At 59.9% G+C, this 26,034-nt stretch carries 26 protein-coding genes; 21 read left to right on the top strand and 5 right to left on the bottom strand.

Annotated elements, in window-relative coordinates; translation table 11 throughout:
* The first annotated feature begins 130 nt into the window (after window positions 1-130).
* The 13 genes from ACM110_RS16455 to ACM110_RS16395 all read left to right on the top strand — a co-directional run bounded on the left by ACM110_RS16455 (window position 131) and on the right by ACM110_RS16395 (window position 13,392).
* The gene (locus tag ACM110_RS16455) at window positions 131-1,099 is read left to right on the top strand and encodes a GTP 3',8-cyclase MoaA (protein WP_338585321.1); all 969 of its coding nucleotides are present in this window, start codon (window positions 131-133) and stop codon (window positions 1,097-1,099) included.
* 196 nt (window positions 1,100-1,295) lie between these two features.
* Window positions 1,296-1,904: a DUF4823 domain-containing protein gene (locus tag ACM110_RS16450; RefSeq protein WP_338585322.1), complete on the top strand. Its 609-nt coding sequence runs from the start codon at window positions 1,296-1,298 to the stop codon at window positions 1,902-1,904.
* 16 nt (window positions 1,905-1,920) lie between these two features.
* The gene (locus tag ACM110_RS16445) at window positions 1,921-2,481 is read left to right on the top strand and encodes a DUF1285 domain-containing protein (protein ID WP_338585323.1); all 561 of its coding nucleotides are present in this window, start codon (window positions 1,921-1,923) and stop codon (window positions 2,479-2,481) included.
* Between the two features lie 140 nt (window positions 2,482-2,621).
* The gene (locus ACM110_RS16440) at window positions 2,622-3,338 is read left to right on the top strand and encodes a FadR/GntR family transcriptional regulator (protein WP_416128608.1); all 717 of its coding nucleotides are present in this window, start codon (window positions 2,622-2,624) and stop codon (window positions 3,336-3,338) included.
* 45 nt (window positions 3,339-3,383) lie between these two features.
* On the top strand, window positions 3,384-4,259 hold the full coding sequence (locus ACM110_RS16435; protein WP_416128607.1) for an SMP-30/gluconolactonase/LRE family protein: 876 nt from the start codon (window positions 3,384-3,386) through the stop codon (window positions 4,257-4,259).
* 125 nt (window positions 4,260-4,384) lie between these two features.
* Complete coding sequence (locus tag ACM110_RS16430; RefSeq protein WP_416128606.1) at window positions 4,385-5,203, top strand: SDR family oxidoreductase; 819 nt, start codon at window positions 4,385-4,387, stop codon at window positions 5,201-5,203.
* 129 nt (window positions 5,204-5,332) lie between these two features.
* Complete coding sequence (locus tag ACM110_RS16425) at window positions 5,333-6,337, top strand: substrate-binding domain-containing protein (RefSeq protein ID WP_338585327.1); 1,005 nt, start codon at window positions 5,333-5,335, stop codon at window positions 6,335-6,337.
* Between the two features lie 64 nt (window positions 6,338-6,401).
* Window positions 6,402-7,946 carry an L-arabinose ABC transporter ATP-binding protein AraG gene (gene araG / locus ACM110_RS16420; RefSeq protein ID WP_416128605.1) on the top strand — a complete coding sequence of 515 codons (1,545 nt, stop codon included), beginning with the start codon at window positions 6,402-6,404 and terminating at the stop codon, window positions 7,944-7,946.
* Between the two features lie 12 nt (window positions 7,947-7,958).
* Entirely contained in the window at window positions 7,959-8,927 is a 969-nt protein-coding gene (araH, locus tag ACM110_RS16415) for an L-arabinose ABC transporter permease AraH (RefSeq protein WP_175389741.1), read from the top strand.
* A 213-nt stretch (window positions 8,928-9,140) separates the two neighbouring features.
* Window positions 9,141-9,854, top strand: a complete 714-nt coding sequence (locus tag ACM110_RS16410; protein ID WP_416128604.1) for a GntR family transcriptional regulator — start codon at window positions 9,141-9,143, stop codon at window positions 9,852-9,854.
* Complete coding sequence (locus ACM110_RS16405) at window positions 9,851-10,849, top strand: ADP-ribosylglycohydrolase family protein (RefSeq protein ID WP_416128603.1); 999 nt, start codon at window positions 9,851-9,853, stop codon at window positions 10,847-10,849. Before ACM110_RS16410 ends, ACM110_RS16405 begins: the two co-directional genes overlap by 4 nt.
* A 154-nt stretch (window positions 10,850-11,003) precedes the next feature.
* Window positions 11,004-12,470 carry a purine-cytosine permease family protein gene (locus tag ACM110_RS16400; RefSeq protein WP_416128602.1) on the top strand — a complete coding sequence of 489 codons (1,467 nt, stop codon included), beginning with the start codon at window positions 11,004-11,006 and terminating at the stop codon, window positions 12,468-12,470.
* A complete protein-coding gene (locus ACM110_RS16395; RefSeq protein ID WP_416128601.1) occupies window positions 12,463-13,392 on the top strand; it encodes a PfkB family carbohydrate kinase in 930 nt (309 codons plus the stop codon). Before ACM110_RS16400 ends, ACM110_RS16395 begins: the two co-directional genes overlap by 8 nt.
* A 132-nt stretch (window positions 13,393-13,524) precedes the next feature.
* Here the strand turns inward: ACM110_RS16395 and ACM110_RS16390 are convergent, their stop codons facing one another.
* From ACM110_RS16390 to ACM110_RS16375, 4 genes are all read right to left on the bottom strand, one after another.
* A complete protein-coding gene (locus tag ACM110_RS16390) occupies window positions 13,525-13,905 on the bottom strand; it encodes a Rho termination factor N-terminal domain-containing protein (RefSeq protein ID WP_416128600.1) in 381 nt (126 codons plus the stop codon).
* 26 nt (window positions 13,906-13,931) lie between these two features.
* On the bottom strand, window positions 13,932-14,186 hold the full coding sequence (locus ACM110_RS16385) for a hypothetical protein (protein WP_416128599.1): 255 nt from the start codon (window positions 14,184-14,186) through the stop codon (window positions 13,932-13,934).
* Window positions 14,187-14,214: 28 nt separating this feature from the next.
* Window positions 14,215-14,553: a hypothetical protein gene (locus tag ACM110_RS16380; protein WP_416128598.1), complete on the bottom strand. Its 339-nt coding sequence runs from the start codon at window positions 14,551-14,553 to the stop codon at window positions 14,215-14,217.
* 84 nt (window positions 14,554-14,637) lie between these two features.
* The gene (locus tag ACM110_RS16375; RefSeq protein WP_416128597.1) at window positions 14,638-15,843 is read right to left on the bottom strand and encodes an MFS transporter; all 1,206 of its coding nucleotides are present in this window, start codon (window positions 15,841-15,843) and stop codon (window positions 14,638-14,640) included.
* Window positions 15,844-16,041: 198 nt separating this feature from the next.
* On the opposite strand from ACM110_RS16375, the gene ACM110_RS16370 reads away from it, so the two are divergent.
* The 6 genes from ACM110_RS16370 (at window position 16,042) to ACM110_RS16345 (ending at window position 21,888) form a co-directional block, all read left to right on the top strand.
* Window positions 16,042-16,524, top strand: coding sequence for a GNAT family N-acetyltransferase (locus ACM110_RS16370; protein WP_416128596.1), 483 nt, complete (start codon window positions 16,042-16,044; stop codon window positions 16,522-16,524).
* Window positions 16,525-16,713: 189 nt separating this feature from the next.
* Window positions 16,714-17,697: a 2-dehydro-3-deoxygalactonokinase gene (locus ACM110_RS16365; protein ID WP_416128595.1), complete on the top strand. Its 984-nt coding sequence runs from the start codon at window positions 16,714-16,716 to the stop codon at window positions 17,695-17,697.
* Window positions 17,698-17,724: 27 nt separating this feature from the next.
* Entirely contained in the window at window positions 17,725-18,345 is a 621-nt protein-coding gene (locus ACM110_RS16360; protein WP_416128594.1) for a 2-dehydro-3-deoxy-6-phosphogalactonate aldolase, read from the top strand.
* Window positions 18,346-18,393: 48 nt separating this feature from the next.
* Window positions 18,394-19,542: a galactonate dehydratase gene (gene dgoD, locus ACM110_RS16355; protein WP_008085519.1), complete on the top strand. Its 1,149-nt coding sequence runs from the start codon at window positions 18,394-18,396 to the stop codon at window positions 19,540-19,542.
* A gap of 171 nt (window positions 19,543-19,713) precedes the next feature.
* Window positions 19,714-21,024, top strand: a complete 1,311-nt coding sequence (locus ACM110_RS16350; protein ID WP_416128593.1) for an MFS transporter — start codon at window positions 19,714-19,716, stop codon at window positions 21,022-21,024.
* A gap of 60 nt (window positions 21,025-21,084) precedes the next feature.
* Entirely contained in the window at window positions 21,085-21,888 is an 804-nt protein-coding gene (locus ACM110_RS16345; protein ID WP_416128592.1) for an IclR family transcriptional regulator, read from the top strand.
* A 180-nt stretch (window positions 21,889-22,068) separates the two neighbouring features.
* On the opposite strand, the gene ACM110_RS16340 is transcribed toward ACM110_RS16345, so the two are convergent.
* The gene (locus ACM110_RS16340) at window positions 22,069-23,733 is read right to left on the bottom strand and encodes an electron transfer flavoprotein-ubiquinone oxidoreductase (RefSeq protein WP_416128591.1); all 1,665 of its coding nucleotides are present in this window, start codon (window positions 23,731-23,733) and stop codon (window positions 22,069-22,071) included.
* A 548-nt stretch (window positions 23,734-24,281) separates the two neighbouring features.
* On the opposite strand from ACM110_RS16340, the gene ACM110_RS16335 reads away from it, so the two are divergent.
* A complete protein-coding gene (locus tag ACM110_RS16335; RefSeq protein ID WP_007987229.1) occupies window positions 24,282-25,031 on the top strand; it encodes an electron transfer flavoprotein subunit beta/FixA family protein in 750 nt (249 codons plus the stop codon).
* Between the two features lie 2 nt (window positions 25,032-25,033).
* Window positions 25,034-25,963 carry an electron transfer flavoprotein subunit alpha/FixB family protein gene (locus ACM110_RS16330; RefSeq protein WP_416128590.1) on the top strand — a complete coding sequence of 310 codons (930 nt, stop codon included), beginning with the start codon at window positions 25,034-25,036 and terminating at the stop codon, window positions 25,961-25,963.
* Window positions 25,964-26,034 lie beyond the last annotated feature (71 nt).

Raw genomic sequence — 26,034 nt, 5'->3', positions numbered from 1 at the left:
GCCGCCTTATTGCGCCATTATTTCGCTACATGGCGCAGTACCGCAGGAATATACTCAGGCATGGGACTTGCTAAAACTTGATTTGTGAGTCAAGTTTTAGCGGTCCGAATATTCTTCCGCCGGAGTGATCATGATCGTTGACCGTCAAGGCAGGCGTTTTCGCAATTTGCGAGTCAGCCTGACCTCAGCCTGCAATTACGCGTGTACCTACTGCGTGCCCAACGGCAAGCGGCTGGTGGCTGCGCAGGATGAGTTGTCGGCCGAGGCCATGGCGCGCGGCGTGGCCTATCTGATCGAAGCCGCAGGCATCGAACGCCTGCGCATCACCGGCGGCGAACCGTTGGTGAGTCCAAAACTCGAAACCTTCATGACCGCCGTCGGGCAGATGGGCCTGCAAGACATCAGTCTGACCACCAACGGTCAATTGCTGGCGAAAAAGCTGCCGCTACTGGTGGATGCCGGCATTCGGCGCATCAACGTTTCCCTCGATACCCTCGACGCCAGTGCATTTCGCAGCATCGCCCGTGGCGGCGATCTGGCGACGGTGCTCGATGGCATGGAGCAGGCCCGCGCGGCCGGCATGAAGATCAAGGTCAACATGGTGCCGTTGCGCGGTCAGAACCTCGATCAGGTGATGCCGCTGCTCGACTACTGCCTGGAGCGCGGCTATGAACTGCGTTTCATCGAGTTGATGCGCATGGGCCATCTGGCAAGCGACTCCAACGCGTTCCTGCAACAGTTCGTCAGCCTTCAGCAGTTGCTGAGCCTGATCGGCGAGCGCTACGAGTATCTGCAAGCTGATGCGCCGGTCGATGCCACGGCAGTGCGCTACGAGATCCCGGGGCTTGGGCATTTCGGCGTGATCGCCAACGAAAGCGTGCCTTTCTGTCGGACCTGTTCACGGCTGCGCCTTTCATCTACGGGATGGCTGCATGGCTGCCTGTCGTCGAGTAACCGGCACTACGTCGGCGATCTACTCGACAAACCGCGTCATCAGGCTTTGCCGGCCTTACAACGACTGCTGGTGAAAGCCTTGGGCGACAAGCAGGAAGTGGCGTTCTCCGGCGGCGCGACGGTCATGAAAATCATCGGCGGCTGAACCGGCCTCATCGCGGGCAAGCCTTGCTCCTACGGTATTTGCGAGTGATCGCTGATTTGTGATCGACTCAAATCCTGTAGGAGCAAGGCTTGCCCGCGATGGCGTTTGATCAGGCGATCATTATTCTTGAACTGGCGCAAAAGCTGCATCCAACGGCCATTCGCCGGTTTTCCGTCACCGGCCTCTGGAGGATAGGATGCGTAGCCTGGTTTTGCTGCTGGCCGTTATGGCGCTTGGTGGCTGCATGAATGTCAGCGATATGGCCGAAGGGACTCGCTACCATATGAGCGATGCGGGCTTGCTGGATCACAGCGACAGCCGCCGCGTGAACAACCTGCGCATTCAGCCGGACTCGTTCGTCTACATCGCCCAGGGTGCCTTTGTGCCGCCCGGCAGTGCCGTTTACCCGCGTCCCAATGTGATCGCCGAAGTCGCCTTCGACGGTTTTGTCGAGTACTTCCCGATGGTTCGCCGCGCCCGTACGCCGGAAGGTCTTGATCAGGCCATGAGTGAAGCCCGTGCCGTAGGTGCTCATTACTTGCTCTATACCCGTTTCGCCAAGTCTGATGACCGCATCGGCAACTCGGATGAATGGCTGGATCAGGAAGCCGTGGATCGCCTTGGTATCGATACCGGCGTGATTCAGATCATGTTGATCGAGACCAGCACCCAGTATTTGATTGATACTGCACGTATCAAGAGTCGTGGCGGATTACTGACGTTCCACGATGAAAAGCCAGAAGACCTGATGGGCCCGCCGCTGGAGCAATATGCTCGTAGCCTGTTGGGGCTCAGCGACCAGTAATTTCAAGGAGAACGCCATGAGTGGCCCGCAAAAAGCCAACGACCTGCTGGGGCAAATCCCCAAGACCAAAGGCTTGCCACCGGTCCACTTGTGGAACCCCGACTTCTGCGGCGACATCGACATGCGCATCGCCCGCGACGGCACCTGGTATTACCTGGGCACGCCGATCGGGCGCAAGCCGATGGTCAAGCTGTTCTCCACCATCATTCGCCGCGACGGCGATGATTATTTCCTCATCACGCCAGTCGAGAAGGTCGGCATCAAGGTCGACGACGCACCGTTCGTGGCGATTGCCGTGGACGTGGAAGGCGAGGGCGAGGCGCAGGTCTTGCGTTTCACCACCAACGTTGATGAGACCGCTGAAGCTGGCGTCGAGCATCCGATTCGTGTGGTGATCGATCCGGACACCCAGGAACCAGCGCCCTACGTGCATGTGCGCACCAATCTCGAAGCGCTGATCCATCGCAATGTGTTCTATCAGTTGGTGGAGCTGGCGGTGAGCCGTGAGATCGATGGGCAGCGTTGGCTCGGTGTCTGGAGTGGCGGCGAGTTTTTCCGGATCGGCCTGGAGCCTTGAAAACATCGCAGCCTGCGGCAGCTCCTACAGGAGAAGTTTTATTCTCTGTAGGAGCTGCCGCAGGCTGCGATCTTTTCGATTGACACCCAATCATATGATGATTAGCGTTGGCCTCCATCGCGAACGGCTTTGAGGTGTCCATGTCCAGCAGCTTTCATGCGTCGACAGTCGATTGGCTGGGTTGCTGGATCGCCACCGGGCAAGTCAAGCCCGGAGAAACGCTCAAGGTCGAAGCCGATCTCGGCGAGCAACTGGGTGTCAGTCGCACCGTCATTCGCGAAGCCATCAAGACTCTGGTTGCCAAAGGCATGCTCGAAGTCGGGCCGAAGGTCGGTACGCGGGTGTTGCCAGTGCGGCGCTGGAACCTCTTCGATCCGCAAGTCGTGGGTTGGTTGTCGCGCAGCGGTTTGCCGGAAAACTTCGTCGACGACTTGCTCGACCTGCGCCGCACCATCGAACCCATGGCGGTGCGCTGGGCCTGCGAGCGGGCGACTGTTCCTCAGGTAGAGGCGATTCTGCTGGCCTACAACGCCCTGGCGCGGGCAGTGGACAGCGGCGTCGACTACAACCGCGCCGACCAGCTTTTCCACGAATGCATACTCGCCGCCAGCCACAATCAATTCATCGAACAAATGGTCCCGGCCCTCGGCGCACTGTTGGCGGTGTGTTTTGAAGTCTCCGCTGCCGACCCTGACGAACTGCGTCGCACCCTGCCGATCCACAAGGACATGGCCGACGCCATCGCCGCCCGGGACGCCGCTCGGGGTGTCTGGGCCTGCATGACCCTGATCGACAACGCCGACCTGGCCATCAAGCGCTATTACCCGCAAGTCATGGCCGATAAAAAAGCCGGCTGACAACAAAGAACCACAGATAAAAACAAGAACAATGCAGGAGGTTTCATGACGTTGACCGCTGTTACCGAACACCGGGCGCAACTGGGCGAAGGTCCGTTCTGGGATGCGCCGACCCAGGCGCTGTATTGGGTGGACATCGCCGGCAAGCAAGCGCTGCGGCTGATCGGTGCCAATGTGCAGATCTGGCAGATGCCGGAGCACGTGTCTGCGTTCATCCCCTGCGCCAGCGGTGATGCACTGGTGACGTTGAGCAGCGGCGTGTATCGGCTTGATCTGGATTCACCGGGCCTGGAACCGCGACTGACTTTGTTCTGCGTCGCCGACCCTCAGCCAGGCAATCGCGCCAACGAAGCCCGTTGCGATGCCCAGGGCCGGCTCTGGCTCGGCACCATGCAAAACAACATCGGTGAACAGGGCGAAGACTTGCCTATCGAACGGCGTTCCGGCGGGTTGTTCCGCATTGATCGCGATGCGCGGGTGACACCGCTGCTGCGAGGGCTGGGCATTCCCAATACGCTGCTCTGGAGCGACGACGCCACCACCGTGTATTTCGGCGATAGCCTCGACGGCACGTTGTATCGACACTTCATTCGAACCGACGGCAACCTTGAACCGGCGCAGACCTGGTTTGGCCCTCACACGCTCGGTGGTCCGGATGGTTCGGCGATGGATGCCGAGGGGTTTATCTGGAACGCCCGCTGGGACGGCAGCTGCCTGCTCAGGCTGACGCCGGATGGTAAGGTTGATCGGGTGATCGAATTGCCTGTCAGCCGTCCGACCAGTTGTGTATTCGGCGATGCTGACCTGAAGACCCTTTACATCACCAGTGCTGCGAGCCCGCTTGGGCATCCACTGGACGGCGCAGTGTTGGCGATTCGCGTCGATGTGCCTGGAAAGCTGTGTACTCGATTCTCCGGTTAAATCCCTAAATATGGGATGTAAATATATATATTGAGATTTTCTGCGGGCCGGGTTTATAGTCGGCTCCATCAGTTACACGCACTCACACTTAAAAAAACAAAACAGGTGAAGTGATGCAGCGATCCATGGCTGAACCCCTTTCTTTGCCAGAGGCGCCCAATCCGCCCAAGGGCGAGCGCCTGAAAGACAAAGTGGTGCTGCTGACCGGCGCCGCCCAAGGTATCGGCGAGGCGATTGTCGCGGCCTTCGCGTGCCAGCAAGCCAAGCTGATCATCAGCGACATCCAGGCCGAAAAAGTCGAAAAGGTTGCGGCGCATTGGCGGGATAAAGGCGCCGATGTTGTAGCGATCAAGGCCGACGTTTCGCGTCAGCAGGATTTGCATGCGATGGCTAAATTGGCGGTCGAACGTCACGGGCGGATCGACGTACTGGTCAACTGCGCCGGCATCAACGTATTCCGCGATCCGCTGGAAATGACCGAGGATGATTGGCATCGTTGCTTCGCCATCGACCTCGATGGTGCCTGGTACGGCTGCAAGGCTGTATTGCCGCAGATGATCGAGCAGGGCATCGGCAGCATCATCAACATCGCCTCCACCCATTCCTCCCACATCATTCCGGGCTGCTTTCCGTACCCGGTGGCCAAGCACGGCTTGCTCGGCCTGACGCGCGCCTTGGGTATCGAGTACGCGCCGAAGGGCATTCGCGTCAACGCCATCGCACCGGGCTACATCGAAACACAACTGAACGTCGACTACTGGAACGGTTTTGCCGACCCTCACGCCGAGCGTCAGCGCGCCCTCGATCTGCACCCGCCCAAGCGCATCGGACAGCCGATCGAAGTGGCCATGACCGCAGTATTTCTGGCCAGTGATGAAGCGCCGTTCATCAACGCCTCATGTATCACTATCGATGGCGGACGCTCGGTGATGTACCACGACTGAGTGCCCGGGATTTCAGGCGTCTTGCTACGACTGAAATCCAATCATCATACGATATGACTATTGGCAGTATGGTTACACCGCTCCATGATTTTCAAAGAACACTCAACAAGAACAACAAGGAGTCAGCTTATGAATCGTCGTCGTGCCATCCGTACCTTGTGCTGTGCCGCCCTGGCGGTTTCGGCGGTCAGCCTCAGCAGCACGCTGCTGGCGGCCGAGGAAGTGAAAATCGGTTTTCTGGTCAAGCAAGCGGAAGAGCCCTGGTTCCAGACCGAATGGGCGTTCGCCGAAAAGGCCGGCAAGGAGAAGGGCTTTACCCTGATCAAGATCGCTGTGCCGGATGGCGAGAAAACCCTGTCGGCCATCGACAGCCTGGCGGCCAACGGCGCCAAGGGCTTCGTGATTTGCCCGCCGGACGTGTCCCTCGGCCCGGCGATCATGGCCAAGGCCAAGCTCAACGGGTTGAAAGTGATTGCCGTCGATGACCGTTTTGTCGACGCCAGCGGCAAGTTCATGGAAGACGTGCCGTACCTCGGCATGGCCGCGTTCGAAGTGGGCCAGAAACAAGGCAGCGCCATGGCCACCGAAGCGAAAAAACGCGGCTGGGACTGGAAAGACACCTACGCGGTGATCAACACCTACAACGAACTCGACACCGGCAAGAAACGCACCGACGGTTCGGTGAAGGCGCTGGAAGAGGCCGGCATGCCGAAGGATCACATCCTGTTTTCGGCCCTGAAGACCCTCGACGTGCCGGGCAGCATGGACGCCACCAACTCGGCGCTGGTGAAACTGCCGGGCGCGGCGAAGAACCTGATCATCGGCGGCATGAACGACAACACCGTGCTTGGCGGTGTGCGCGCCACGGAAGCGGCCGGCTTCGCAGCAGCGAACGTGATCGGCATCGGCATCAACGGCACCGACGCCATCGGCGAACTGAAAAAGCCCAACAGCGGTTTCTACGGTTCGATGCTGCCAAGCCCACACATCGAGGGCTACAACACCGCCAGCATGATGTACGAGTGGGTTACCACCGGCAAAGAACCGGCGAAGTACACCGCCATGGACGACGTGACGCTGATCACCCGCGACAACTTCAAGCAGGAACTGGAAAAGATCGGCCTGTGGAACTGAAGGCCGGTTGATTTCATCGGCAACCCCGGCAACGGGGTTGCCTGATCTGTGTGATGAGGTGGTTATGCACGCGCAAACACAAGTACAACAACACAATGCCGGCGGCAGCTTGCGCTTCAACGGGATCGGCAAGACCTTTCCCGGCGTGAAGGCGCTGGACGGCATCAGCTTCGTCGCCCACCCAGGGCAGGTTCACGCGCTGATGGGCGAGAACGGCGCCGGCAAATCGACCTTGCTGAAAATCCTCGGCGGCGCCTACAACCCAAGCAGCGGCGATTTGCAGATCGGCGATCAGACGATGGCCTTCAAATCCACTGCCGACAGCATCGGCAGTGGTGTGGCGGTGATCCACCAGGAGCTGCACCTGGTGCCGGAAATGACCGTGGCGGAAAACCTGTTTCTCGGCCATCTGCCGGCCAGTTTCGGCCTGATCAATCGCGGCACTTTGCGTCAGCAAGCACTGGCCTGCCTCAAGGGCCTGGCTGACGAGATCGATCCGCAGGAGAAAGTCGGGCGCCTGTCCCTCGGGCAACGGCAACTGGTGGAAATCGCCAAGGCCTTGTCCCGTGGCGCCCATGTGATCGCGTTCGACGAACCCACCAGCAGCCTGTCGGCGCGGGAGATCGATCGCTTGATGGCGATCATCGGCCGCCTGCGCGACGAAGGCAAAGTGGTGCTGTACGTCTCCCATCGCATGGAAGAAGTATTCCGTATTTGCAACGCGGTGACGGTGTTCAAGGACGGCCGTTACGTGCGCACCTTCGAAGACATGAGCGAGCTGACCCACGATCAATTGGTCACGTGCATGGTCGGTCGCGACATCCAGGACATCTATGACTATCGCTCGCGCCCGCGTGGCGCAGTGGCGTTGAAGGTTGATGGCCTGCTCGGGCCCGGCCTGCGCGAACCGGTGAGTTTCGAGGCGCACAAAGGCGAGATTCTCGGACTGTTCGGCCTGGTCGGCGCGGGTCGAACCGAACTGTTTCGCCTGCTCAGCGGTCTGGAGCGCAACAGCGCCGGACGCCTTGAACTGCGCGGCCATGAATTGAAATTGCGCTCGCCCCGCGATGCGATTGCGGCGGGGATTCTCCTGTGTCCCGAGGACCGCAAGAAGGAGGGCATCCTGCCGCTGGTGAGCGTTGCCGAGAACATCAATATCAGCGCCCGTGGTGCGAATTCCACCTTCGGTTGTCTGTTGCGCGGGCTTTGGGAAAAGGGCAACGCCGATAAACAGATCAAGGCGCTCAAGGTAAAAACACCGCACGCCGGACAGCAGATCAAGTTTCTCTCCGGCGGCAATCAGCAGAAGGCCATTCTCGGTCGCTGGCTGTCGATGCCGATGAAGGTCTTGCTGCTCGATGAGCCGACGCGGGGCATCGACATCGGTGCCAAGGCCGAGATTTACCAGATCATTCACAACCTGGCGGCCAGTGGCATTTCGGTGATCGTGGTGTCCAGCGACCTGATGGAAGTGATGGGCATTTCCGACCGCATTCTGGTGCTGTGTGAAGGCGCACTGCGCGGCGAACTGAGCCGCGAACAGGCCAATGAATCCAATCTGCTGCAACTGGCTTTGCCGCGCCAACGCGCTGACGGCGTGGCGAACTGAGAGGTGACTATGATGACAACCCAAAATGAAACCCTGCCGACTGCACGCAAACCCCTGGACCTGCGGCGCTTTCTCGATGACTGGGTGATGTTGCTGGCGGCCGTCGGGATCTTCGTGCTCTGCACCTTGCTGATCGACAACTTCCTTTCGCCGCTGAACATGCGCGGCCTCGGTCTGGCGATTTCCACCACCGGGATCGCGGCGTGCACCATGTTGTATTGTCTGGCGTCCGGGCATTTCGACTTGTCGGTGGGTTCGGTGATCGCCTGCGCGGGCGTGGTCGCGGCGGTGGTGATGCGCGACACCGACAGCGTCTTTCTCGGCGTCAGCGCGGCGCTGGTGATGGGGCTGATCGTCGGTCTGATCAACGGCATCGTGATCGCCAAGCTGCGGGTCAATGCGTTGATCACCACGCTGGCGACCATGCAGATCGTCCGTGGTCTGGCTTACATTTTCGCCAACGGCAAAGCGGTTGGGGTGTCGCAGGAATCGTTCTTCGTCTTCGGCAACGGTCAGTTGTTCGGCGTGCCGGTGCCGATCCTGATCACTATTGTCTGCTTCCTGTTCTTCGGTTGGTTGTTGAATTACACCACCTATGGCCGCAACACCATGGCCATCGGCGGCAACCAGGAAGCGGCGCTGCTGGCCGGGGTGAACGTTGACCGGACCAAGATCATCATCTTCGCCGTGCACGGCGTGATCGGCGCACTGGCCGGGGTGATCCTCGCTTCGCGCATGACCTCCGGCCAGCCAATGATCGGCCAGGGTTTTGAACTGACGGTGATCTCGGCTTGCGTGCTGGGCGGTGTGTCGTTGAGCGGCGGGATCGGCATGATCCGGCATGTGATTGCCGGGGTGCTGATTCTCGCGATCATCGAGAATGCGATGAACCTGAAGAACATTGATACGTTCTATCAGTATGTGATTCGTGGATCGATTTTGCTGTTGGCGGTGGTGATTGACCGACTGAAACAACGCTAGGATTTACATTGACCTGACTGACGCCTTCGCTGGCAAGCCAGCTCCCACAGTAATTGATGTCGTACACAAAATTTATGTTCGACATGGAAACCTGTGGGAGCTGGCTTGCCAGCGATTGAACGCGCAGCGGCCACGGCTTTTTTGCCATCCCTTCCGTCGCTTCCCTCAAAAATCCCTTGCCCGTTCTGACCCGTTTCGGTTATCAATTTGTACATGATTAGACAGGTACGATTTGACAAGAAACAACGGGTGGTCGACGAACTCATCCGGCGCATCGAAAGCGGCCTCCTGGAGGACGGCTTTCAGTTGCCGGGCGAGCATCAGTTGGCTCAAGAATTCAAAGTCAGCCGAGGAACTTTGCGTGAAGCCCTGGCCGAATTGAAACGGCGCAATTACATCGCGACGCAAAGCGGGGTGGGCTCCATCGTCACGTTCGACGGTGTGGTGCTCGACCAGCGCAGCGGCTGGGCCCAGGCCCTGGCCGACAGCGGCGCGCTGGTCAACACCGAAGTGCTGCGGCTGGAGGCGGTGACGCGTCCTGACCTGCTGCCGCGTTTCGGCACCGACCAGTTCATCACCCTTGACCGTCGACGCCGTTCCAACGACGGCACGCTGGTTTCCCTTGAACGCTCATTGATGCCCGCCATCGGAGGCCTGGAAAGCTTGCCGCGGGTTGGCCTGATCGACAATTCCCTGACCATCACCCTGGCCGCCTACGGCTATATCGGTGAGCGCGGCGATCAATGGATCGGCGCCGAACCTTTGAATGAACAGGACGCCGAACTGCTGGGCCGCCCGGTCGGCACCGTATTCCTCAAGGCTTTGCGCACCACCTACGACCGGCAAAACCGCTTCATGGAGCAAGTGGAAAGTCTGCTCGATCCTGTGCATTTTCGCCTGCACCTGCAATTTGGTACTTCGAAATGACTGCGCTCAACCGTGCCTTGGGCGCGTTCTACGGCTTGGCTTTGGGTGACGCGCTGGGCATGCCGACCCAGTCTTTAAGTCGCGCTGAAATCCAGGTTCGCTTTGGCGAAATCACAGCCCTCGAAGATGCCGGCCCCGATCAGCCGATCGCCGCAAACATGCCCAAGGGCTCGATCACCGACGACACCGAACAGGCGATTCTGGTCGGTCAGTTGTTGATTGACGGTAAGGGCAAGATCGAACCCTCGGTGCTCGCACAGCGTTTGATCGAATGGGAAGCGGTGATGCAGGCCAAGGGTTCGCAGGATTTGCTTGGCCCTTCGACCAAACGTGCAATCGAGATGATCCTCGCCGGCCATTCGCCGGAAGAGGCGGGGCGCTACGGCACCACCAATGGCGCGGCCATGCGTATTACGCCGGTCGGGATCGCGGCGAATGTCGCTGATCCGCAGCGATTTATTGAAGCTGTCGTGCAGGCCTGCCAGGTCACCCACAACACCACACTGGGAATCTCCAGTGCGGCGGCGGTGGCGGCGGTGGTGTCTGCCGGGATCAACGGCATGGACCTGGGCGAGGCGTTGAACCTCGGTCAGCAAATCGCCCAGCAAGCGGAAAGCCATGGTCACTGGGTAGCCGGTGGACGCATTGCCTCGCGCATCAGCTGGGCGCGGAGCATCAGCGTCGACTGCGACAACGGCTTGCTAGCGGATTTGATGTACGACGTGATCGGCACCTCGGTGGCGTCGCAGGAGTCGGTGGTGGTGTCGTTTGCCTTGGCCCAGCAGGTGGCCATCGGCGAAATGAATGCCTTCGACGCACTGTGCATGGCCGCCAGTCTCGGCGGCGACACTGACACCATCGCGGCGATTCTCGGCGCGATGCTCGGGGCCTGTCTGGGTCTTGAGAGTTGGCCGGTGGAGATGATCGACACGGTCAAGGCTGTCAATGATCTGGAGTTTGAACCTTTGGTGACAGGACTTCTCTACCTGCGCTGAAACAGGGAAACAACCTGTGTAGGAGCTGCCGAAGGCTGCGATCTTTTGATCTTTGGCGGCCTTGTAATCGCTGAAAATCAAGATCAAAAGATCGCAGCCTTCGGCAGCTCCTACCATGCCCACAACCACAAAAATGGCAACAGGAGCATTTTTCATGAGTTCATCGAACGCCGGGCAGAACGCCGGGCAACTGGAAACCCGCGGCATCGAGCCGGTGCCGGAATCCGAGTGCAATGGTCATCCGTTGCAGCTGTTCTGGGTCTGGTTCGCCGCCAACATTTCCATCCTCGGTCTGCCGCTGGGCGCGACGCTCGTGGCGTTTCGCGGGTTGGCGATCTGGCAGGCAATCATCGTTGCTATCCTCGGTGCCGCCGGTTCCTTTGCGGTGGTCGGGATCATCTCCATCGCCGGTCGTCGGGGCCGTGCACCGAGCCTGACGTTGTCACGAGCCATCTTCGGCGTACGCGGAAATATCGGCCCGACGCTGGTGTCGCTGATGTCGCGCCTGGGTTGGGAAACCGTCAACACTACCACCGCCGCGTTCGTGCTGCTGTCGTTGTGCTCGATCCTGTTCGGCTCGCCAGTGGAAGCGAAAAGCGCGCCACTGCTGACCCTGGTGTTCATCGCGATTTTCGTGCTGTTGACCTTGTCGGTCTCCGGCCTCGGTCACGCCACATTGCTGGTGATCCAGAAGTGGGCGACCTACGTGTTCGGCGCGCTGAACATTCTGGTCGGCGGCTTCCTCTGCGCTACCATCGACTGGAGCGCGGTGTTCAACGCCACGCCTGCGCCGATGAGCGCGATGATCATCGGCATCGGCACGATGGCGGCCGGCACCGGGATCGGTTGGGCCAACGCCGGTGCGGACATGTCGCGCTATCAGCACCGCAGCGTCAAAGCCGTGCGCCTGGTGGCGTCGGCGGCGTTCGGTGCGGGGATTCCGCTGGTATTGCTGATCACTCTCGGCGGCTTGCTGTCGGTGGGCAACAACGATCTCGCCCAAGCCACGGACCCGATCATCGCGATCCGCGACATGCTGCCGACCTGGATGGCCGTGCCGTACCTGATCACCGCGTTCGGTGGTTTGCTGTTGTCGAACAACCTGTCGGTGTACTCCGCCGGTTTGACCACGCTGACCCTCGGCCTCAAGGTCAAACGCGTCTACGCCGTAGTGGTCGACATCGTCGCAATCTTCGCCGGTTCGATTTACTTCATGTTGATCGCCGACAGTTTCTACGGTCCGTTCATCACCTTCATTTCCCTGCTGGCGGTGCCGATCACCGCGTGGGTCGGGATCTTCGTGGTCGACCTGATTCACCGTCATTACTACAGCCCCAAGGACCTGCTGGACGTCAGCCCGAGCAGCGCCTACTGGTATCGCGGCGGCGTGGAGTGGCGCGCGTTCGGCGCCTGGGCCATCGCCATCGTGTTGGGTTTCAGCTTCACCACTATCGGCACCACGGCGGAAAACGTCTGGTTCAAGGGCTTCCTGTCCGACTCGTGGCTGGGGCACAACGGCCTCGGCTGGATCGTGACCTTCGTGGTGGCTGGCGGGATTTATTGTGTACTCGGCGGGGCGAAGGATCGTCGTGCTGCGTTGACCGAGAATGCTCATGCCTAAGATGTTGCACACCGGCCAGGTCATCATCGACCTGGTCATGGCCGTGGATAAACTGCCGCAAGCCGGGGGCGACGTGCTGGCGCAGTCCGCCAGTTTCGAAGCCGGCGGTGGCTTCAACGTGATGGCCGCCGCCCAGCGCAACGGGTTGCCAGTGGTGTACCTCGGTCGCCACGGCACCGGGCGTTTCGGTGACCTGGCCCGCGACGCGATGAACGCGGAAGGCATCCGCATCGGCATCGCTGATCGCGCCGAACGCGATACCGGTTTGTGCGTCGCGATAACCGATGCTTCGGCCGAGCGCAGCTTCGTGTCCTACATCGGCGCCGAAGGTGATTTGACCGCCGAGGACCTGGCCAGCGTAGCGGCCGAGGCGGGTGATTTTGTCTACGTCAGCGGTTACAGCCTGCTGCATGTCGGCAAGGCGCAGGCGCTGGTGGATTGGGTGCTGGCGCTGCCGGACGGCGTCAATGTGGTGTTCGATCCGGGGCCGCTGGTGGATTCGCCGGATGCGCCGTTGATGCAGGCGCTGCTGCCGCGCATCGATGTGTGGACCAGCAACAGCGTCGAAGCGCTGAAGATTACCGGTGCGACGGACATCGCTGAGGCACTGGATCGACTGGTCGGGTATCTGCCACGCGAGGTACTCATGGTGGTGCGTGACGGGCCGCAAGGTTGTTGGATCAGCCAGGGTTCAGAGCGCAGGCATGTGCCGGGATTCAAGGTTGAGGCCGTGGACAGTAACGGTGCCGGTGATGCTCATGCTGGTGTGTTTGTGGCGGGATTGGCGCAGGGGTTGTCGGCGTTTGAGGCGGCGCTTCGGGCCAATGCGGCGGCGGCGTTGGCGGTGACCAAGTGGGGCCCGGCGACTTCGCCCGGCACTGCTGAAGTTGATGCGTTAATCAGCAAGTCATTTAGTCACTGAGCGGACGCTATCGCGGGCAAGCCCGCTCCCACAGGGTTCTAGGGTGTTCACAAGATTTGTGTTCACCATCGCAACTTGTGGGAGCGGGCTTGCCCGCGATGAGGCCCTCGGATTCGATAGATGATTCGGGCGCTAGCCAGCCTTGCGCAACGCCTCGATCAACTCCTGCTTGCGCATCGACGACCGCCCCGGAATATCCTTCGCACGAGCCTCTTTCATCAAGCTGTCCACGGTCTGGGTATCTCGCGAAGCCTTGCTGCTACGTGGCTTTCCTTCACGGCTCGCCACCGCGCGTCGCGACGATTCCTTGCGATCCGCAGACTTGGCGCTGGCCGGTTTCTTGCGCCCGGAACCGCCAGATTTCTCGCCGCCGCCGGACTGTTTATTCACCGTCGCCCAGGCACGGGCTTCGGCCTCATCCTTGGACACGCCTTTGTTCTCGTAACTGTCTTCGATGTGTTCGGCCTTGCGTTTCTGCTCGGCGGTGTATTTGTCTTTGCTTCCACGAGGCATGGGATTTCTCCTGGCTTCAGAGTGGTTCAAACATCCAGCTTGCGTGCGGCCTCAACGCCGGCGGCGCTGAGTTTGATCGGCAGGTTAAGCGAGTGTTCGCCGGCATCATTGCACTGCACATTGCCGTGCTGGATCAGTCCGCGCTCCTGCAAGGTGGCGAGGGTGCTGGCCACGACTTTCTCCCCCCGGTAATTGTCCAGGACCTCCTTGCCCAAGCCACTTGGATGGGCATGCAGCAGGCGGGTCAGGACTTCTTTTTCCAGGTTTTTATCGACGTTCATGGTTACCTCTTTCATTGGGATGAATCGCTTATTGGCTCACACCACCTTCTGAACCCGAACCACCGGTGGTGGTTTTCGAACCGACGCCGGGACCGGCGTTATCGGGGGTTTTGGTGTCCGGCATGTTCAAGCCGCCCTGGCGGCCCATGTCATTGCCTTGAGTCCGTGGATCGGTGCCGGTTGACGGCGGCAGGCTGCTGTCGACACCCGTGCCGTTGGTGTTCATGCCGGGGGCACTCTGGATGGCGGGAGCTTTGGGGGATTCGACCGGGTTGGTCGGGCCGGTGCCGGACGCGGTGGTCGCAGCGATGGCGGGAGGGCACAGCAGGGTAGCGAAGGCGAGGGCGGTCAACCTGGACGAGATCATGGTGGTGTCTCCATTGATTTAGAGTCCTTACCTGATGTTGGTCCGCCCCCGATTCGAATTGGTGCCTGATGAACGACGAACGGTTCAGGCCTGCTGCAAGGTCTTGGCCTTGGCTGCGCGACGCCAGATCAAGCGACCCACGGTAATCAGCCAGTTGAGCGCGGCGACCGCCAGCACGGTCAGCAACAATGTGGCCATCCCGTGCTCGACGATGATTTTCCCGGCGAGCAGCGGAAAACCAAACACACCGATAAAATACGAAAGGCTGAACAACAGCAAGGCTTGCGCGGTGGTGCCGCTCGGTGCTTCGTTGGCGGCCAGGCCGTTGATCACCGAGTAAGTCAGCCCGTAACCGACGCCGAGCGTCACCGCTGCGAGCACGTAACTGAAACCGTCATCGACCACGAAACCGAACATCACAATCGAGGCCATCATCAACCCGGACAGCAGGCAGGATGCGCGCAAGGGATCGCGCTTGACCACGATGCCGGCGATCAACATTCGACTGCTGATCGCGGCACTCATGAAGCCGAGGAAGAACAGCGAATAGTCGAGTGAGCGTGCGGCGGCGTAACTCGTCTGGAAGCTCGACAGTCCACCAAAAACACAGCCGCCCAAACCGACCATGATGATTGGCAACACTGCCCGGGACGACAGCACTTGCGCCGCTGCGCGCCAGGAAATCCGCGACACCGCTGTCGACTGCATCGTGGCCGCTTTCAGTTGCCGATCCAGTCGCCAGAACAACAGCACACCGACCAAACTGGCCAGCGCGGCGAGGTAAAACGCCGCCGTCACCGGATAACCCAAGGCACTCGCGGCGCGGCCCAGCAAAGGACCGCTGCCGATCCCGGTCATCATGCTGCCCGACAGCAACGCAAAGTATTTCGCCCGTTGTGCAGGTGTCACCAGGCTTGAAACGATGATCGGCCCCAAGGTGTAGAACACGCCCCAGCCCAAGCCCAGCAGCAATCCGAAAAACAACAGCAGATGGCCGAAGCCCGGAGTCAGCGCGAAGCCCAGGCTGGCGGCCACCAGCAAGATGCCGAACAGCGCCACCGATCGCGCCGCACCGAGCAAGTCGGACAAGTGACCGGAAACAATCACCGCCGCAAACGTGCTGAGCATCGCCGCTGAAATCACGCTGCCGGCATCGTGCTCGTTGCCCCCGCGTGAGCCGATCAACAGCGACAGCAAAAACGTCGAGCCGTAGGACAGCGACAACAAATAGCTGGCGAGACAAAACAGGCCGAACAACTTGCTTGAAACGGGAGGTGTTGCGGTAGACATGACGCGGTTCCTTGACCGGATAAATGAGCGGCTCATCCATCTAACCACGCGAGGCCGGGATGTTAGGTCCGAGGTTATCGATTCCAGGGTTAGCGCCGGGCGGAGTAATGCCGCTCTTGTGGCGAGGGAGCTTGCTCCCTCGCAACAATTCTCTCGCCGACTTAGTATGGCGTTTTCAACTTCCGACAAGGCACGTCCATGACGATCGAAATCCGCCCGGCGACCCCCAGTGACGCGCCGCAAATTCTCGCGTTCATCACTGAGCTGGCCGACTACGAACGTGCCCGCCATGAAGTCATTGCCAGTGTCACCGACATCGAGCGCAGCCTGTTCAGCGAGGGCGCCACGGCCCATGGCCTGATCTGTCTGCGCGATGGCTTGCCGATCGGCTTCGCCGTGTTCTTCTTCAGCTATTCCACATGGCTGGGCAGCAACTGCCTGTACCTCGAAGACCTCTACATCACCCCGGAACAACGCGGTGGCGGTGCGGGCAAAACCTTGCTGCGGCATCTGGCGAAAATCGCCTGCGCCAATGACTGCGGGCGTTTTGAATGGAGCGTGCTGGAGTGGAATACCCCGGCCATCGAGTTCTACAAATCCCTGGGTGCACAGCCGCAGGAGGAGTGGGTTAGGTATCGGATGGACGGGGCCGTGCTGCGGGATTTTGCTGCGGGTAACTGAAGCTTCTTAAAAGATCGCAGCCTTCGGCAGCTCCTACATTGGAATGCGTTCCCTGTAGGCGCTGCCGAAGGCTGCGATCTTTTTTGTTGAGTCTCACAATATGGGATTGATATTTATATATTGAGATTTTCCAGCGCGAGGGTTTATAGTCCAGCTCACTCACTGCCAAAAACCAAAACAGGTGAAGCGATGCTGGCGCAATTGATCGCGCTCGATTGGGGGACAACCTCATTACGTGCTTACAAACTTGCCGAAGGTGGCCTGGTGCTCGAACAGCGTTCGCTGTCGTCGGGGATCATGCAGTTGCCCAAGGCGCCGCGAATCATCAACGGTCGCGAATGCACCGACGGTTTTGAACTGGCTTTCGACGAGGCTTGCGGTGACTGGCTCGACGCCCAACCCGATTTGCCGGTGATTGCCTGCGGCATGGTTGGCAGCGCCCAGGGCTGGCGCGAAGCGGCCTACCGCGATACGCCGGCAAACGTTGCCAATCTCGGAACTTCCCTGCAAACCGTGCGCAGTCAGCGTGGCGTCGATGTGCACATCGTGCCGGGTGTGATTCAGCGCTCGCGCCTGCCAAACGTCATGCGCGGCGAAGAAACCCAGGTGCTCGGTGTGCTGCAAAACCTGACGGGCGAGGCGGGCGCTGATGTGCTGATCGGCCTGCCGGGCAGTCATTCGAAATGGGTGGAAGTGGCCGACGGCTGCATCGTGCATTTCGACACCTTCATGACCGGCGAAGTCTTCGCCGTACTCAGCGAACACAGCATTCTGGGGCGCACCCAGCAGCGCGGCGGCTCTTTCGACGGCGAAGCCTTTGATCGCGGCGTGCAAGTGGCGATGTCGGCGGACGGAGAAATCGGCGTGCTGTCGACCCTGTTCAGCGCCCGCAGCCTGGGACTGACCGGTGAACTCAGCGGCGCAGCTCAAGCGGATTACCTGTCCGGCCTGCTGATTGGCCATGAGCTGTCGGCCCTGGCCAACGTGCAGCGTCGTCGGCGCAATAGCGTTCATCTGCCGTCGATCATCCTCATCGGCAATTCCCAACTTTGCACACGCTACAGCCGGGCCCTCGACGCTTGCGGCTTTGCCAAGGTGACCCTGGCCGAGCAAGCCACCGAACGCGGGTTGTGGCAATTGGCGCTGGCCGCCGGCCTGATCTCGCCCCCTTAATCCCGTTAACCTGACTGGAGTCCTGACATGCTTAAACAAGCACTGGCGCAAAACGGTCTGATCGCGATCCTGCGTGGCCTGCATCCCAAAGAGGCCGCCGCCATCGGAAAAGTCCTGTACGCGGCGGGATTTCGCGTTATCGAAGTACCGCTCAACTCTCCTTTGCCGTACGAAAGTATCCGCATCCTGCGCGATGCCTTGCCCGCCGATTGCCTGATCGGCGCGGGAACGGTGTTGACCCCGGAGCAGGTCGAGCAGGTGAAAGAGGCGGGCGGTCAGGTGATCGTCATGCCCCATAGCGATCCAAAGGTCCTGCGCGCAGCGAAAGCGGCGGGGCTGTATCTGTCGCCGGGTGTCGCCACGCCAACCGAAGCCTTCGCAGCACTGGCCGAAGGTGCGGACGTACTGAAGATGTTCCCGGCCGAGCAGATGGGGCCAGCAGTCGTCAAAGCCTGGCTGGCGGTGCTGCCGATCGGAACGATTCTGGCGCCGGTGGGCGGGATCACGCCGGACAACATGCAGGTATTCATCGACGCGGGCGTCAAAGGCTTCGGCCTCGGCTCGGGCCTGTTCAAATCGGGCATGACACCGGAGCAAGTGGCGGCCAATGCCAAGGCCTACGTCGCTGCCTGGAAAGCCCTTCGCTAAGACCTTTTTGGCGCTGCGAGCGCTGCATCTAACAAGAGAGACAATCAGATGAAAATCACCAAGCTGACCACCTTTATCGTTCCGCCGCGCTGGTGCTTCCTCAAGGTCGAAACCGACGAGGGCGTGACCGGTTGGGGCGAACCCGTGGTCGAAGGCCGCGCCCACACTGTCGCCGCTGCCGTTGAAGAATTGTCCGACTACCTGATCGGCAAAGACCCACGCAACATCGAAGACATCTGGACCGTGCTCTATCGCGGTGGCTTCTACCGTGGCGGCGCGATCCACATGAGCGCCCTGGCCGGTATCGACCAGGCGTTGTGGGACATCAAGGGCAAGGCGCTGGGCGTTTCGGTCAGCGATCTGCTGGGTGGTCAGGTGCGGGACAAGATCCGTGTGTACTCGTGGATCGGCGGCGATCGTCCGGCGGACACCGCACGGGCAGCGAAGGAAGCGGTCAGCCGTGGTTTCACCGCAGTGAAAATGAACGGCACCGAAGAGCTGCAATTTCTCGACACTTTCGAAAAAGTCGACCTGGCCCTGGCCAACGTTGCTGCCGTGCGTGACGCGGTCGGCCCGAATGTCGGTATCGGCGTGGACTTCCATGGCCGCGTGCACAAGCCGATGGCCAAGGTGTTGATGAAGGAACTCGACCCATACAAACTGATGTTCATCGAAGAGCCGGTGCTCAGCGAAAACTATGAAGCGCTGAAAGAACTGGCGCCGCTTACCAGCACGCCGATTGCTTTGGGCGAGCGCCTTTTCTCGCGCTGGGATTTCAAGCGTGTGCTCAGCGAAGGCTACGTCGACATCATCCAGCCGGATGCATCCCACGCCGGTGGCATCACCGAAACCCGCAAGATCGCCAACATGGCCGAAGCCTACGATGTGGCGTTGGCACTGCATTGCCCGCTGGGTCCGATTGCATTGGCCGCTTGCCTGCAACTGGACGCGGTTTGCTACAACGCGTTCATCCAGGAACAGAGCCTGGGCATCCACTACAACGAGAGCAATGACCTGCTCGACTACGTCAAAGACCCACGGGTGTTCGACTACGACAAAGGCTTCGTGAAGATCCCGAACGGCCCGGGCCTGGGGATCGAGATCAACGAGGAATACGTGATCGAACGCGCCGCCGTTGGCCACCGCTGGCGCAACCCGATCTGGCGCCATGCCGATGGCAGTTTTGCCGAGTGGTGAGTGATTTCTGATCCATCACAAATCCCTGTGGGAGCTGGCTTGCCAGCGATAGCGTCCTGTCAGTCACATCATTATTGAATGTGTCGCCGTCATCGCTGGCAAGCCAGCTCCCACAGGGTTTGTCGCCAGTTTTTAAATTGACCTCAATAACCATAAAAAGAGGCACTCCCCATGCAACCGCAAACCCTCACCGGGCAGGCGTCGTTGGCGGCGCCCAGCCGCAAGCGGTTTTTCATCATGGTCCTGCTGTTCATCACCGTGGTGATCAACTACCTCGACCGCAGCAACCTGTCGATTGCCGCGCCAGCGCTGACCAGCGACCTGGGCATCGACCCGATTCACGTCGGCCTGATCTTCTCCGCGTTCGGCTGGACTTACGCCGCCATGCAGATCCCCGGCGGCTGGCTGGTGGACCGCGTTCCGCCGCGCATCCTTTACACCGCTGCGCTACTGCTGTGGTCGATCGCCACGGTGATGCTTGGTTTTGCCGGCAGCTTCATCGCGTTGTTCGTCCTGCGCATGGCCGTCGGTGCTTTGGAAGCGCCGGCCTATCCGATCAACAGCCGCGTGGTCACGACCTGGTTCCCTGAGCGTGAACGCGCCACGGCCATCGGTTTCTACACCTCCGGGCAGTTCGTCGGCCTGGCATTCCTGACCCCGGTTCTGGCCTGGCTTCAGCATGCATTCGGCTGGCACATGGTGTTCGTCGCCACGGGCGCGGTGGGGATCATTTGGGCGGCAATCTGGTACGCGGTGTATCGCGAGCCACGGGATTTCAAAGGCGCCAACGAGGCCGAAATCGACCTGATCCGCGAAGGCGGCGGGCTGGTGGATATCCAGGCGGAACAAGCCAAGGTCAAAGCCAAATTCAGCTGGACCGACCTCGGCATCGTCCTCAGCAAACGCAAACTCTGGGGCATCTACCTCGGCCAGTTCTGCCTCAACTCGACGCTGTGGTTTTTCCTGACGTGGTTCCCGACCTACCTGGTGAAATACCGCGGCATGGACTTCATCAAATCCGGCTTGCTGGCGTCGCTGCCGTTTCTTGCGGCATTTGTCGGCGTGCTGTGCTCCGGTTTCTTCTCGGACTTCCTGATCCGTCGCGGCTATACCGTAGGGTTCGCCCGCAAGTTGCCGATCATCAGCGGGCTGCTGATTTCGACCTCGATCATCGGCGCCAACTTTGTCGAATCGACGCCGCTGGTGATAGCTTTCCTCGCGCTGGCGTTCTTCGGTAACGGGCTGGCCTCGATCACCTGGTCGCTGGTCTCGACGTTGGCTCCGGCACGTTTGCTGGGACTGACCGGTGGGGTGTTCAACTTCATCGGCAACCTGTCGGCGATTGCCACGCCGATCGTGATCGGTTTTCTCGCCAGCGGTGATTCCTTTGCCCCGGCGATCACCTATATCTCGGTTCTGGCGTTGATGGGCGCGCTTTCCTACATCTTGCTGGTCGGCAAGGTCGAGCGTATCAAGTTGTAGTCGTGGCACGCGGGCGACCATAATGCCGCCCGTTCACTCGCTCAACGGTAAAGGCTGGATATGCAGGAAGACGCCCCAAAAGTTGCCAAGGACGCCGCCCCGACCGGCACCCAGACACTGCTTCGCGGTCTGGGTGTGGTTCAGGCCGTGGCCAGCGGCGCCCGCGATCTCAAGGAAATCGCCCGGCTGATCGGCACCACGCGCAGCACCACCCATCGCTTGGCCAGTTGCCTGGTGGACGAGCGTTATCTGCGGGTGGTGCCGCAAGTCGGTTATCTGCTGGGGCCGAAGCTGATCGAACTGGGTTTTCAGGCGCGCGAAGAGTTGCCGCTGGTGACCCTGGCCGGGCCATACCTGGACGAGTTGTCGGCATTGACCGGCGACACCATTCACCTGGCGATTCGTGAAGGCGACGAAGTGCTGTACCTGCACAAGAATCCGGGGCGCAACGGCCCGGAAATGCGTTCGCGAGTCGGCCACCGCATGCCGTTGGCGCGCACCGGGATCGGCAAGGCGCTGATGCTCGATGACACGCCACAAGAGTGGCAACGGCTGTACGAAGTCAGCCTGCCTGCGGGTGGGAAAAATCTGTTCTGGCCACAGCACCCGGAGCAATCCTGGGAGCAGTTCCAGCAGCGCATGATCGAATACGTTGCCGGTGGCTACGCCTTCGATCTGGAAGACAATGAACCGTCGATCCGTTGCGTAGCGGCGCCGATCCGCGATGCCAGCAAACGCATCGTCGCCGGTATCAGCATCGCCAGCACCGTGCCGTACATGCCGCTGGAAAAAATGGCTGAGTTGATTCCTCTGATCAAAAGCGTCACTGCCCGGTTGTCGGCCGAGTTGGGCCTGAAGGTCTGACACATAACCCTGTAGGAGCCGAGCTTGCTCGCGATAGCGGTATGTCATTCAGCATCATAGGTGCCTGATGCACCGCCATCGCGAGCAAGCTCGGCTCCTACATTTGAAGTGTGTTAAGTCGTAAATCCCAGACAACAAAAAGGCCCCCATTTCGGGAGCCTTGATGTTCAGGCGTTCGGCTTACATGTTCGGGTAAGTCGGGCCGCCGGCGCCTTCCGGCGTCACCCAGGTGATGTTCTGTGCAGGGTCCTTGATGTCGCAGGTCTTGCAGTGAACGCAGTTCTGGGCGTTGATCTGGAAGCGCTTCTCGCCGTCTTCCTTGGTGATCACTTCGTACACGCCAGCCGGGCAGTAACGCTGGGCAGGCTCATCGTACAGCGGCAGGTTCTTGCTGATCGGGATGCTCGGATCGGTCAGCTTCAGGTGGCACGGCTGCTCTTCTTCGTGGTTGGTACCGGAGATGAACACCGAGCTCAGTTTATCGAAGCTGATCTTGCCGTCCGGTTTCGGGTAGTCGATCTTCTTGCAGTCGGCCGCCAGTTTCAGGCAAGCGTAATCCGGCTTGGTGTCGTGCAGGGTGAACGGCAGTTTGCCGCCGAAGATGTTCTGGTCCAGCCAGTTGAAACCACCGCCGACGATAGCGCCGAACTTGTGGATTGCCGGGCCGAAGTTACGGCTGGCGAACAGTTCTTCGTGCAGCCAGCTGTTCTTGAATGCGTCGACGTAGCTGGTCAGCTCTTCGGTGCCATCCTTGTCGGCGAACAGTGCGTCAGCCACGGATTCGGCGGCGAGCATGCCGGACTTCATCGCGGTGTGGCTGCCCTTGATCTTGGCGAAGTTCAGGGTGCCGAGGTCGCAACCGATCAGCGCGCCGCCCTTGAAGACCATTTTCGGCAGCGAGTTCAGGCCGCCCTTGCAGATGGCGCGCGCGCCGTAGCTGATGCGCTTGCCGCCTTCCAGATACTGTTTGAGTACCGGGTGGTGCTTGAGGCGCTGGAACTCGTCGAACGGCGACAGGTAAGTGTTGCTGTAGGACAGATCGACGATCAGGCCGACGACAACCTGATTGTTTTCCAGGTGATAGAGGAACGAACCACCGGTGTTTTCGGTGCCCATGATGTCCATCGGCCAACCGGCGGTGTGGACCACCAGGCCTGGCTGATGCTTGGCCGGGTCGATTTCCCAGATTTCTTTCAGGCCGATGCCGTAGTGCTGCACGTCGGAATCGTTGTCGAGGTTGAAGCGCTTGATCAGCTGCTTGCCGATGTGGCCACGGCAACCTTCGGCGAACAGCGTGTATTTGCCACGCAGTTCCATGCCTGGGGTGTACAGGCCTTCTTTCGGATGGCCTTCGCGGTCTACGCCCAGATCACCGGTGATGATCCCGCGAACGATACCGTTTTCGTCGAACAGCGCTTCCTGAGCGGCGAAGCCCGGGTAGATTTCCACACCCAGGTTTTCGGCCTGCTGCGCCAGCCAGCGGCACAGGTTGCCCAGGGAGATGATGTAGTTGCCTTCGTTGTGCATGGTCTTGGGCACAAAGAAGTCAGGGATTTTCTGCGCGCTTTCAGCATTCTTCAGCACGAAGATGTCATCGCGCGTGACCGGCGTGTTCAGCGGTGCGCCGAGTTCTTTCCAGTCCGGGAACAGTTCGTTCAGGGCCCGTGGTTCGAACACGGCACCGGAAAGGATGTGTGCGCCGACTTCGGAGCCTTTTTCGACCACGCAGACGCTGATTTCCTTACCGGCTTCGGCGGCCTTCTGCTTCAATCGGCAGGCGGCGGACAGGCCAGCGGGGCCGGCACCGACGATGACCACGTCGAATTCCATGTATTCGCGTTCCACAGGCTATCTCCTACTCAAGGCTCAACAGTTTTTTTCTAATTTTGGAGGTTAGGTGTCGCATCCATGAATCCCAGCGCAACGTCGGGAGCGGACAATCGATCAACCACCTTTCTCTTTGGGTGGCGCATTATATCTACACCACTCTCAGGGTCCAATACAAACGTTTGTTTGAATTGGCTCAAAGCCAGAGAAATCAAAGTCACGCGGCTTATGAACGGCTATTTTGCCGTATTGACCGGAATAGGTGTTCCGGTCAAGATACGGGCGGTTTTGCGCTCGCCGTAGGCTGACTGTTGGTTTCAAGTGCACCTCTAAAGACAGGGCGATGGCAGTAGAAAGTGATGCGCCGTGCGGGTTTGGCGCGCAGTTTACACGCCGCGATATTGAATGACTCGTCAGTCACTCCTGACGAACGGTCATCAACATCATGAGCGAGGCTCACTTGACACATTTGCCGGCGTTTTTGGAGGTGCCCTTGCGCCCGATGAGCATCAACCGCCAGGTTCGCCTAGGCGACTTTCTTTTCACCGGAGAGTAACGAGGAATCCATGAAGGTTCTTGTAGCTGTCAAACGCGTTGTGGATTACAACGTCAAGGTCCGCGTCAAGGCGGACAATTCCGGCGTCGATCTTGCCAACGTCAAGATGTCGATGAACCCGTTCTGCGAGATCGCAGTGGAAGAAGCCGTACGCCTGAAAGAGAAAGGTGTTGCGACTGAAATCGTCGTCGTCTCCGTCGGCCCGTCCACCGCTCAAGAGCAACTGCGCACCGCGCTGGCTCTGGGTGCCGACCGCGCCATCCTCGTCGAATCCGCCGAAGATCTGACTTCCCTGGCCGTTGCCAAACTGTTGAAGGCTGTTGTCGACAAGGAACAGCCTCAGCTGGTGATCCTTGGCAAACAAGCCATCGACAGCGACAACAACCAGACTGGCCAGATGCTCGCTGCATTGAGCGGCTACGGTCAGGGCACGTTCGCTTCGAAAGTCGAAATCAGCGGCGACAGCGTAGCTGTTACCCGCGAAATCGACGGCGGCGCGCAGACAGTTTCCCTGAAACTGCCGGCCATCGTCACCACCGACCTGCGTTTGAACGAGCCGCGTTACGCGTCTCTGCCAAACATCATGAAAGCCAAGAAGAAGCCTCTCGAAGTGCTGACTCCGGACGCTTTGGGCGTTTCCACCGCCTCCACCAACAAAACCGTGAAAGTCGAAGCGCCAGCTGCACGTAGCGCGGGTATCAAGGTCAAGTCGGTGGCTGAACTGGTCGAGAAACTGAAAAACGAAGCGAAGGTAATCTAATCATGACTATCTTGGTAATCGCTGAACACGACAACAAAGTGCTGGCCCCGGCCACGCTGAACACTGTTGCTGCCGCCGCCAAAATCGGTGGTGACATCCACGTTCTGGTTGCAGGCCAGGGCGCTGGCGCCGTGGCTGAAGCCGCTGCGAAAATCGCTGGCGTGACTAAAGTGCTGGTAGCCGACAACGCTGCCTACGCGCATCAGCTGCCGGAAAACGTCGCTCCGCTGGTTGCTGAATTGGGCAAGGGCTACAGCCACATCCTGGCTGCCGCTACTTCCAATGGCAAAAACATCCTGCCGCGCGTTGCCGCTGCACTGGATGTTGACCAGATCTCCGAGATCATCTCGGTAGAAAGCGCTGACACCTTCAAGCGTCCGATCTACGCCGGTAACGCTATCGCTACCGTTCAGTCGAACGCTGCGGTCAAAGTGATCACCGTGCGTGCCACCGGTTTCGACCCGGTTGCCGCTGAAGGTGGTTCGGCTGCCGTTGAAGCCGTTGGCGCTGCTCACGACGCTGGTATCTCCAGCTTCGTTGGCGAAGAACTGGCCAAGTCCGATCGTCCGGAACTGACCGCTGCCAAGATCGTCGTTTCCGGCGGTCGCGGCATGCAGAATGGCGACAACTTCAAACACCTGTACGCCCTGGCCGACAAGCTGGGCGCTGCCGTCGGTGCTTCCCGCGCCGCGGTCGACGCAGGTTTTGTACCCAACGACATGCAGGTCGGTCAGACCGGCAAGATCGTTGCTCCACAGCTGTACATCGCCGTCGGTATCTCCGGCGCGATCCAGCACCTGGCCGGCATGAAAGACTCCAAAGTGATCGTTGCGATCAACAAGGACGAAGAAGCGCCGATCTTCCAGGTGGCCGATTACGGCCTGGTGGCGGACCTGTTCGAAGCCATCCCTGAGCTGGAGAAGCTGGTCTAATCCGGCTGCTTCACTTATAAAGAGCCCGATCTTTTGGTCGGGCTTTTTTTTGCTTTTCTTTTCTGTAGGAA

The sequence above is a fragment of the Pseudomonas sp. NFX98 genome, assembly GCF_047784845.1.
Taxonomy (GTDB): domain Bacteria; phylum Pseudomonadota; class Gammaproteobacteria; order Pseudomonadales; family Pseudomonadaceae; genus Aquipseudomonas.
The sequence above is the reverse complement of the archived record's forward strand: the minus strand, read 5'-3'. Positions and strand labels throughout refer to the sequence as shown.

Bases quoted from the DNA above. Each gene is read 5' to 3' on its own strand.
- ACM110_RS16455 (WP_338585321.1), top strand. From the start codon at position 131: ATGATCGTTGACCGTCAAGGCAGGCGTTTTCGCAATTTGCGAGTCAGC.
- ACM110_RS16450 (WP_338585322.1), top strand. From the start codon at position 1,296: ATGCGTAGCCTGGTTTTGCTGCTGGCCGTTATGGCGCTTGGTGGCTGC.
- ACM110_RS16445 (WP_338585323.1), top strand. From the start codon at position 1,921: ATGAGTGGCCCGCAAAAAGCCAACGACCTGCTGGGGCAAATCCCCAAG.
- ACM110_RS16440 (WP_416128608.1), top strand. From the start codon at position 2,622: ATGTCCAGCAGCTTTCATGCGTCGACAGTCGATTGGCTGGGTTGCTGG.
- ACM110_RS16435 (WP_416128607.1), top strand. From the start codon at position 3,384: ATGACGTTGACCGCTGTTACCGAACACCGGGCGCAACTGGGCGAAGGT.
- ACM110_RS16430 (WP_416128606.1), top strand. From the start codon at position 4,385: ATGGCTGAACCCCTTTCTTTGCCAGAGGCGCCCAATCCGCCCAAGGGC.
- ACM110_RS16425 (WP_338585327.1), top strand. From the start codon at position 5,333: ATGAATCGTCGTCGTGCCATCCGTACCTTGTGCTGTGCCGCCCTGGCG.
- araG (WP_416128605.1), top strand. From the start codon at position 6,402: ATGCACGCGCAAACACAAGTACAACAACACAATGCCGGCGGCAGCTTG.
- araH (WP_175389741.1), top strand. From the start codon at position 7,959: ATGACAACCCAAAATGAAACCCTGCCGACTGCACGCAAACCCCTGGAC.
- ACM110_RS16410 (WP_416128604.1), top strand. From the start codon at position 9,141: ATGATTAGACAGGTACGATTTGACAAGAAACAACGGGTGGTCGACGAA.
- ACM110_RS16405 (WP_416128603.1), top strand. From the start codon at position 9,851: ATGACTGCGCTCAACCGTGCCTTGGGCGCGTTCTACGGCTTGGCTTTG.
- ACM110_RS16400 (WP_416128602.1), top strand. From the start codon at position 11,004: ATGAGTTCATCGAACGCCGGGCAGAACGCCGGGCAACTGGAAACCCGC.
- ACM110_RS16395 (WP_416128601.1), top strand. From the start codon at position 12,463: ATGCCTAAGATGTTGCACACCGGCCAGGTCATCATCGACCTGGTCATG.
- ACM110_RS16390 (WP_416128600.1), bottom strand. From the start codon at position 13,905: ATGCCTCGTGGAAGCAAAGACAAATACACCGCCGAGCAGAAACGCAAG.
- ACM110_RS16385 (WP_416128599.1), bottom strand. From the start codon at position 14,186: ATGAACGTCGATAAAAACCTGGAAAAAGAAGTCCTGACCCGCCTGCTG.
- ACM110_RS16380 (WP_416128598.1), bottom strand. From the start codon at position 14,553: ATGATCTCGTCCAGGTTGACCGCCCTCGCCTTCGCTACCCTGCTGTGC.
- ACM110_RS16375 (WP_416128597.1), bottom strand. From the start codon at position 15,843: ATGTCTACCGCAACACCTCCCGTTTCAAGCAAGTTGTTCGGCCTGTTT.
- ACM110_RS16370 (WP_416128596.1), top strand. From the start codon at position 16,042: ATGACGATCGAAATCCGCCCGGCGACCCCCAGTGACGCGCCGCAAATT.
- ACM110_RS16365 (WP_416128595.1), top strand. From the start codon at position 16,714: ATGCTGGCGCAATTGATCGCGCTCGATTGGGGGACAACCTCATTACGT.
- ACM110_RS16360 (WP_416128594.1), top strand. From the start codon at position 17,725: ATGCTTAAACAAGCACTGGCGCAAAACGGTCTGATCGCGATCCTGCGT.
- dgoD (WP_008085519.1), top strand. From the start codon at position 18,394: ATGAAAATCACCAAGCTGACCACCTTTATCGTTCCGCCGCGCTGGTGC.
- ACM110_RS16350 (WP_416128593.1), top strand. From the start codon at position 19,714: ATGCAACCGCAAACCCTCACCGGGCAGGCGTCGTTGGCGGCGCCCAGC.
- ACM110_RS16345 (WP_416128592.1), top strand. From the start codon at position 21,085: ATGCAGGAAGACGCCCCAAAAGTTGCCAAGGACGCCGCCCCGACCGGC.
- ACM110_RS16335 (WP_007987229.1), top strand. From the start codon at position 24,282: ATGAAGGTTCTTGTAGCTGTCAAACGCGTTGTGGATTACAACGTCAAG.
- ACM110_RS16330 (WP_416128590.1), top strand. From the start codon at position 25,034: ATGACTATCTTGGTAATCGCTGAACACGACAACAAAGTGCTGGCCCCG.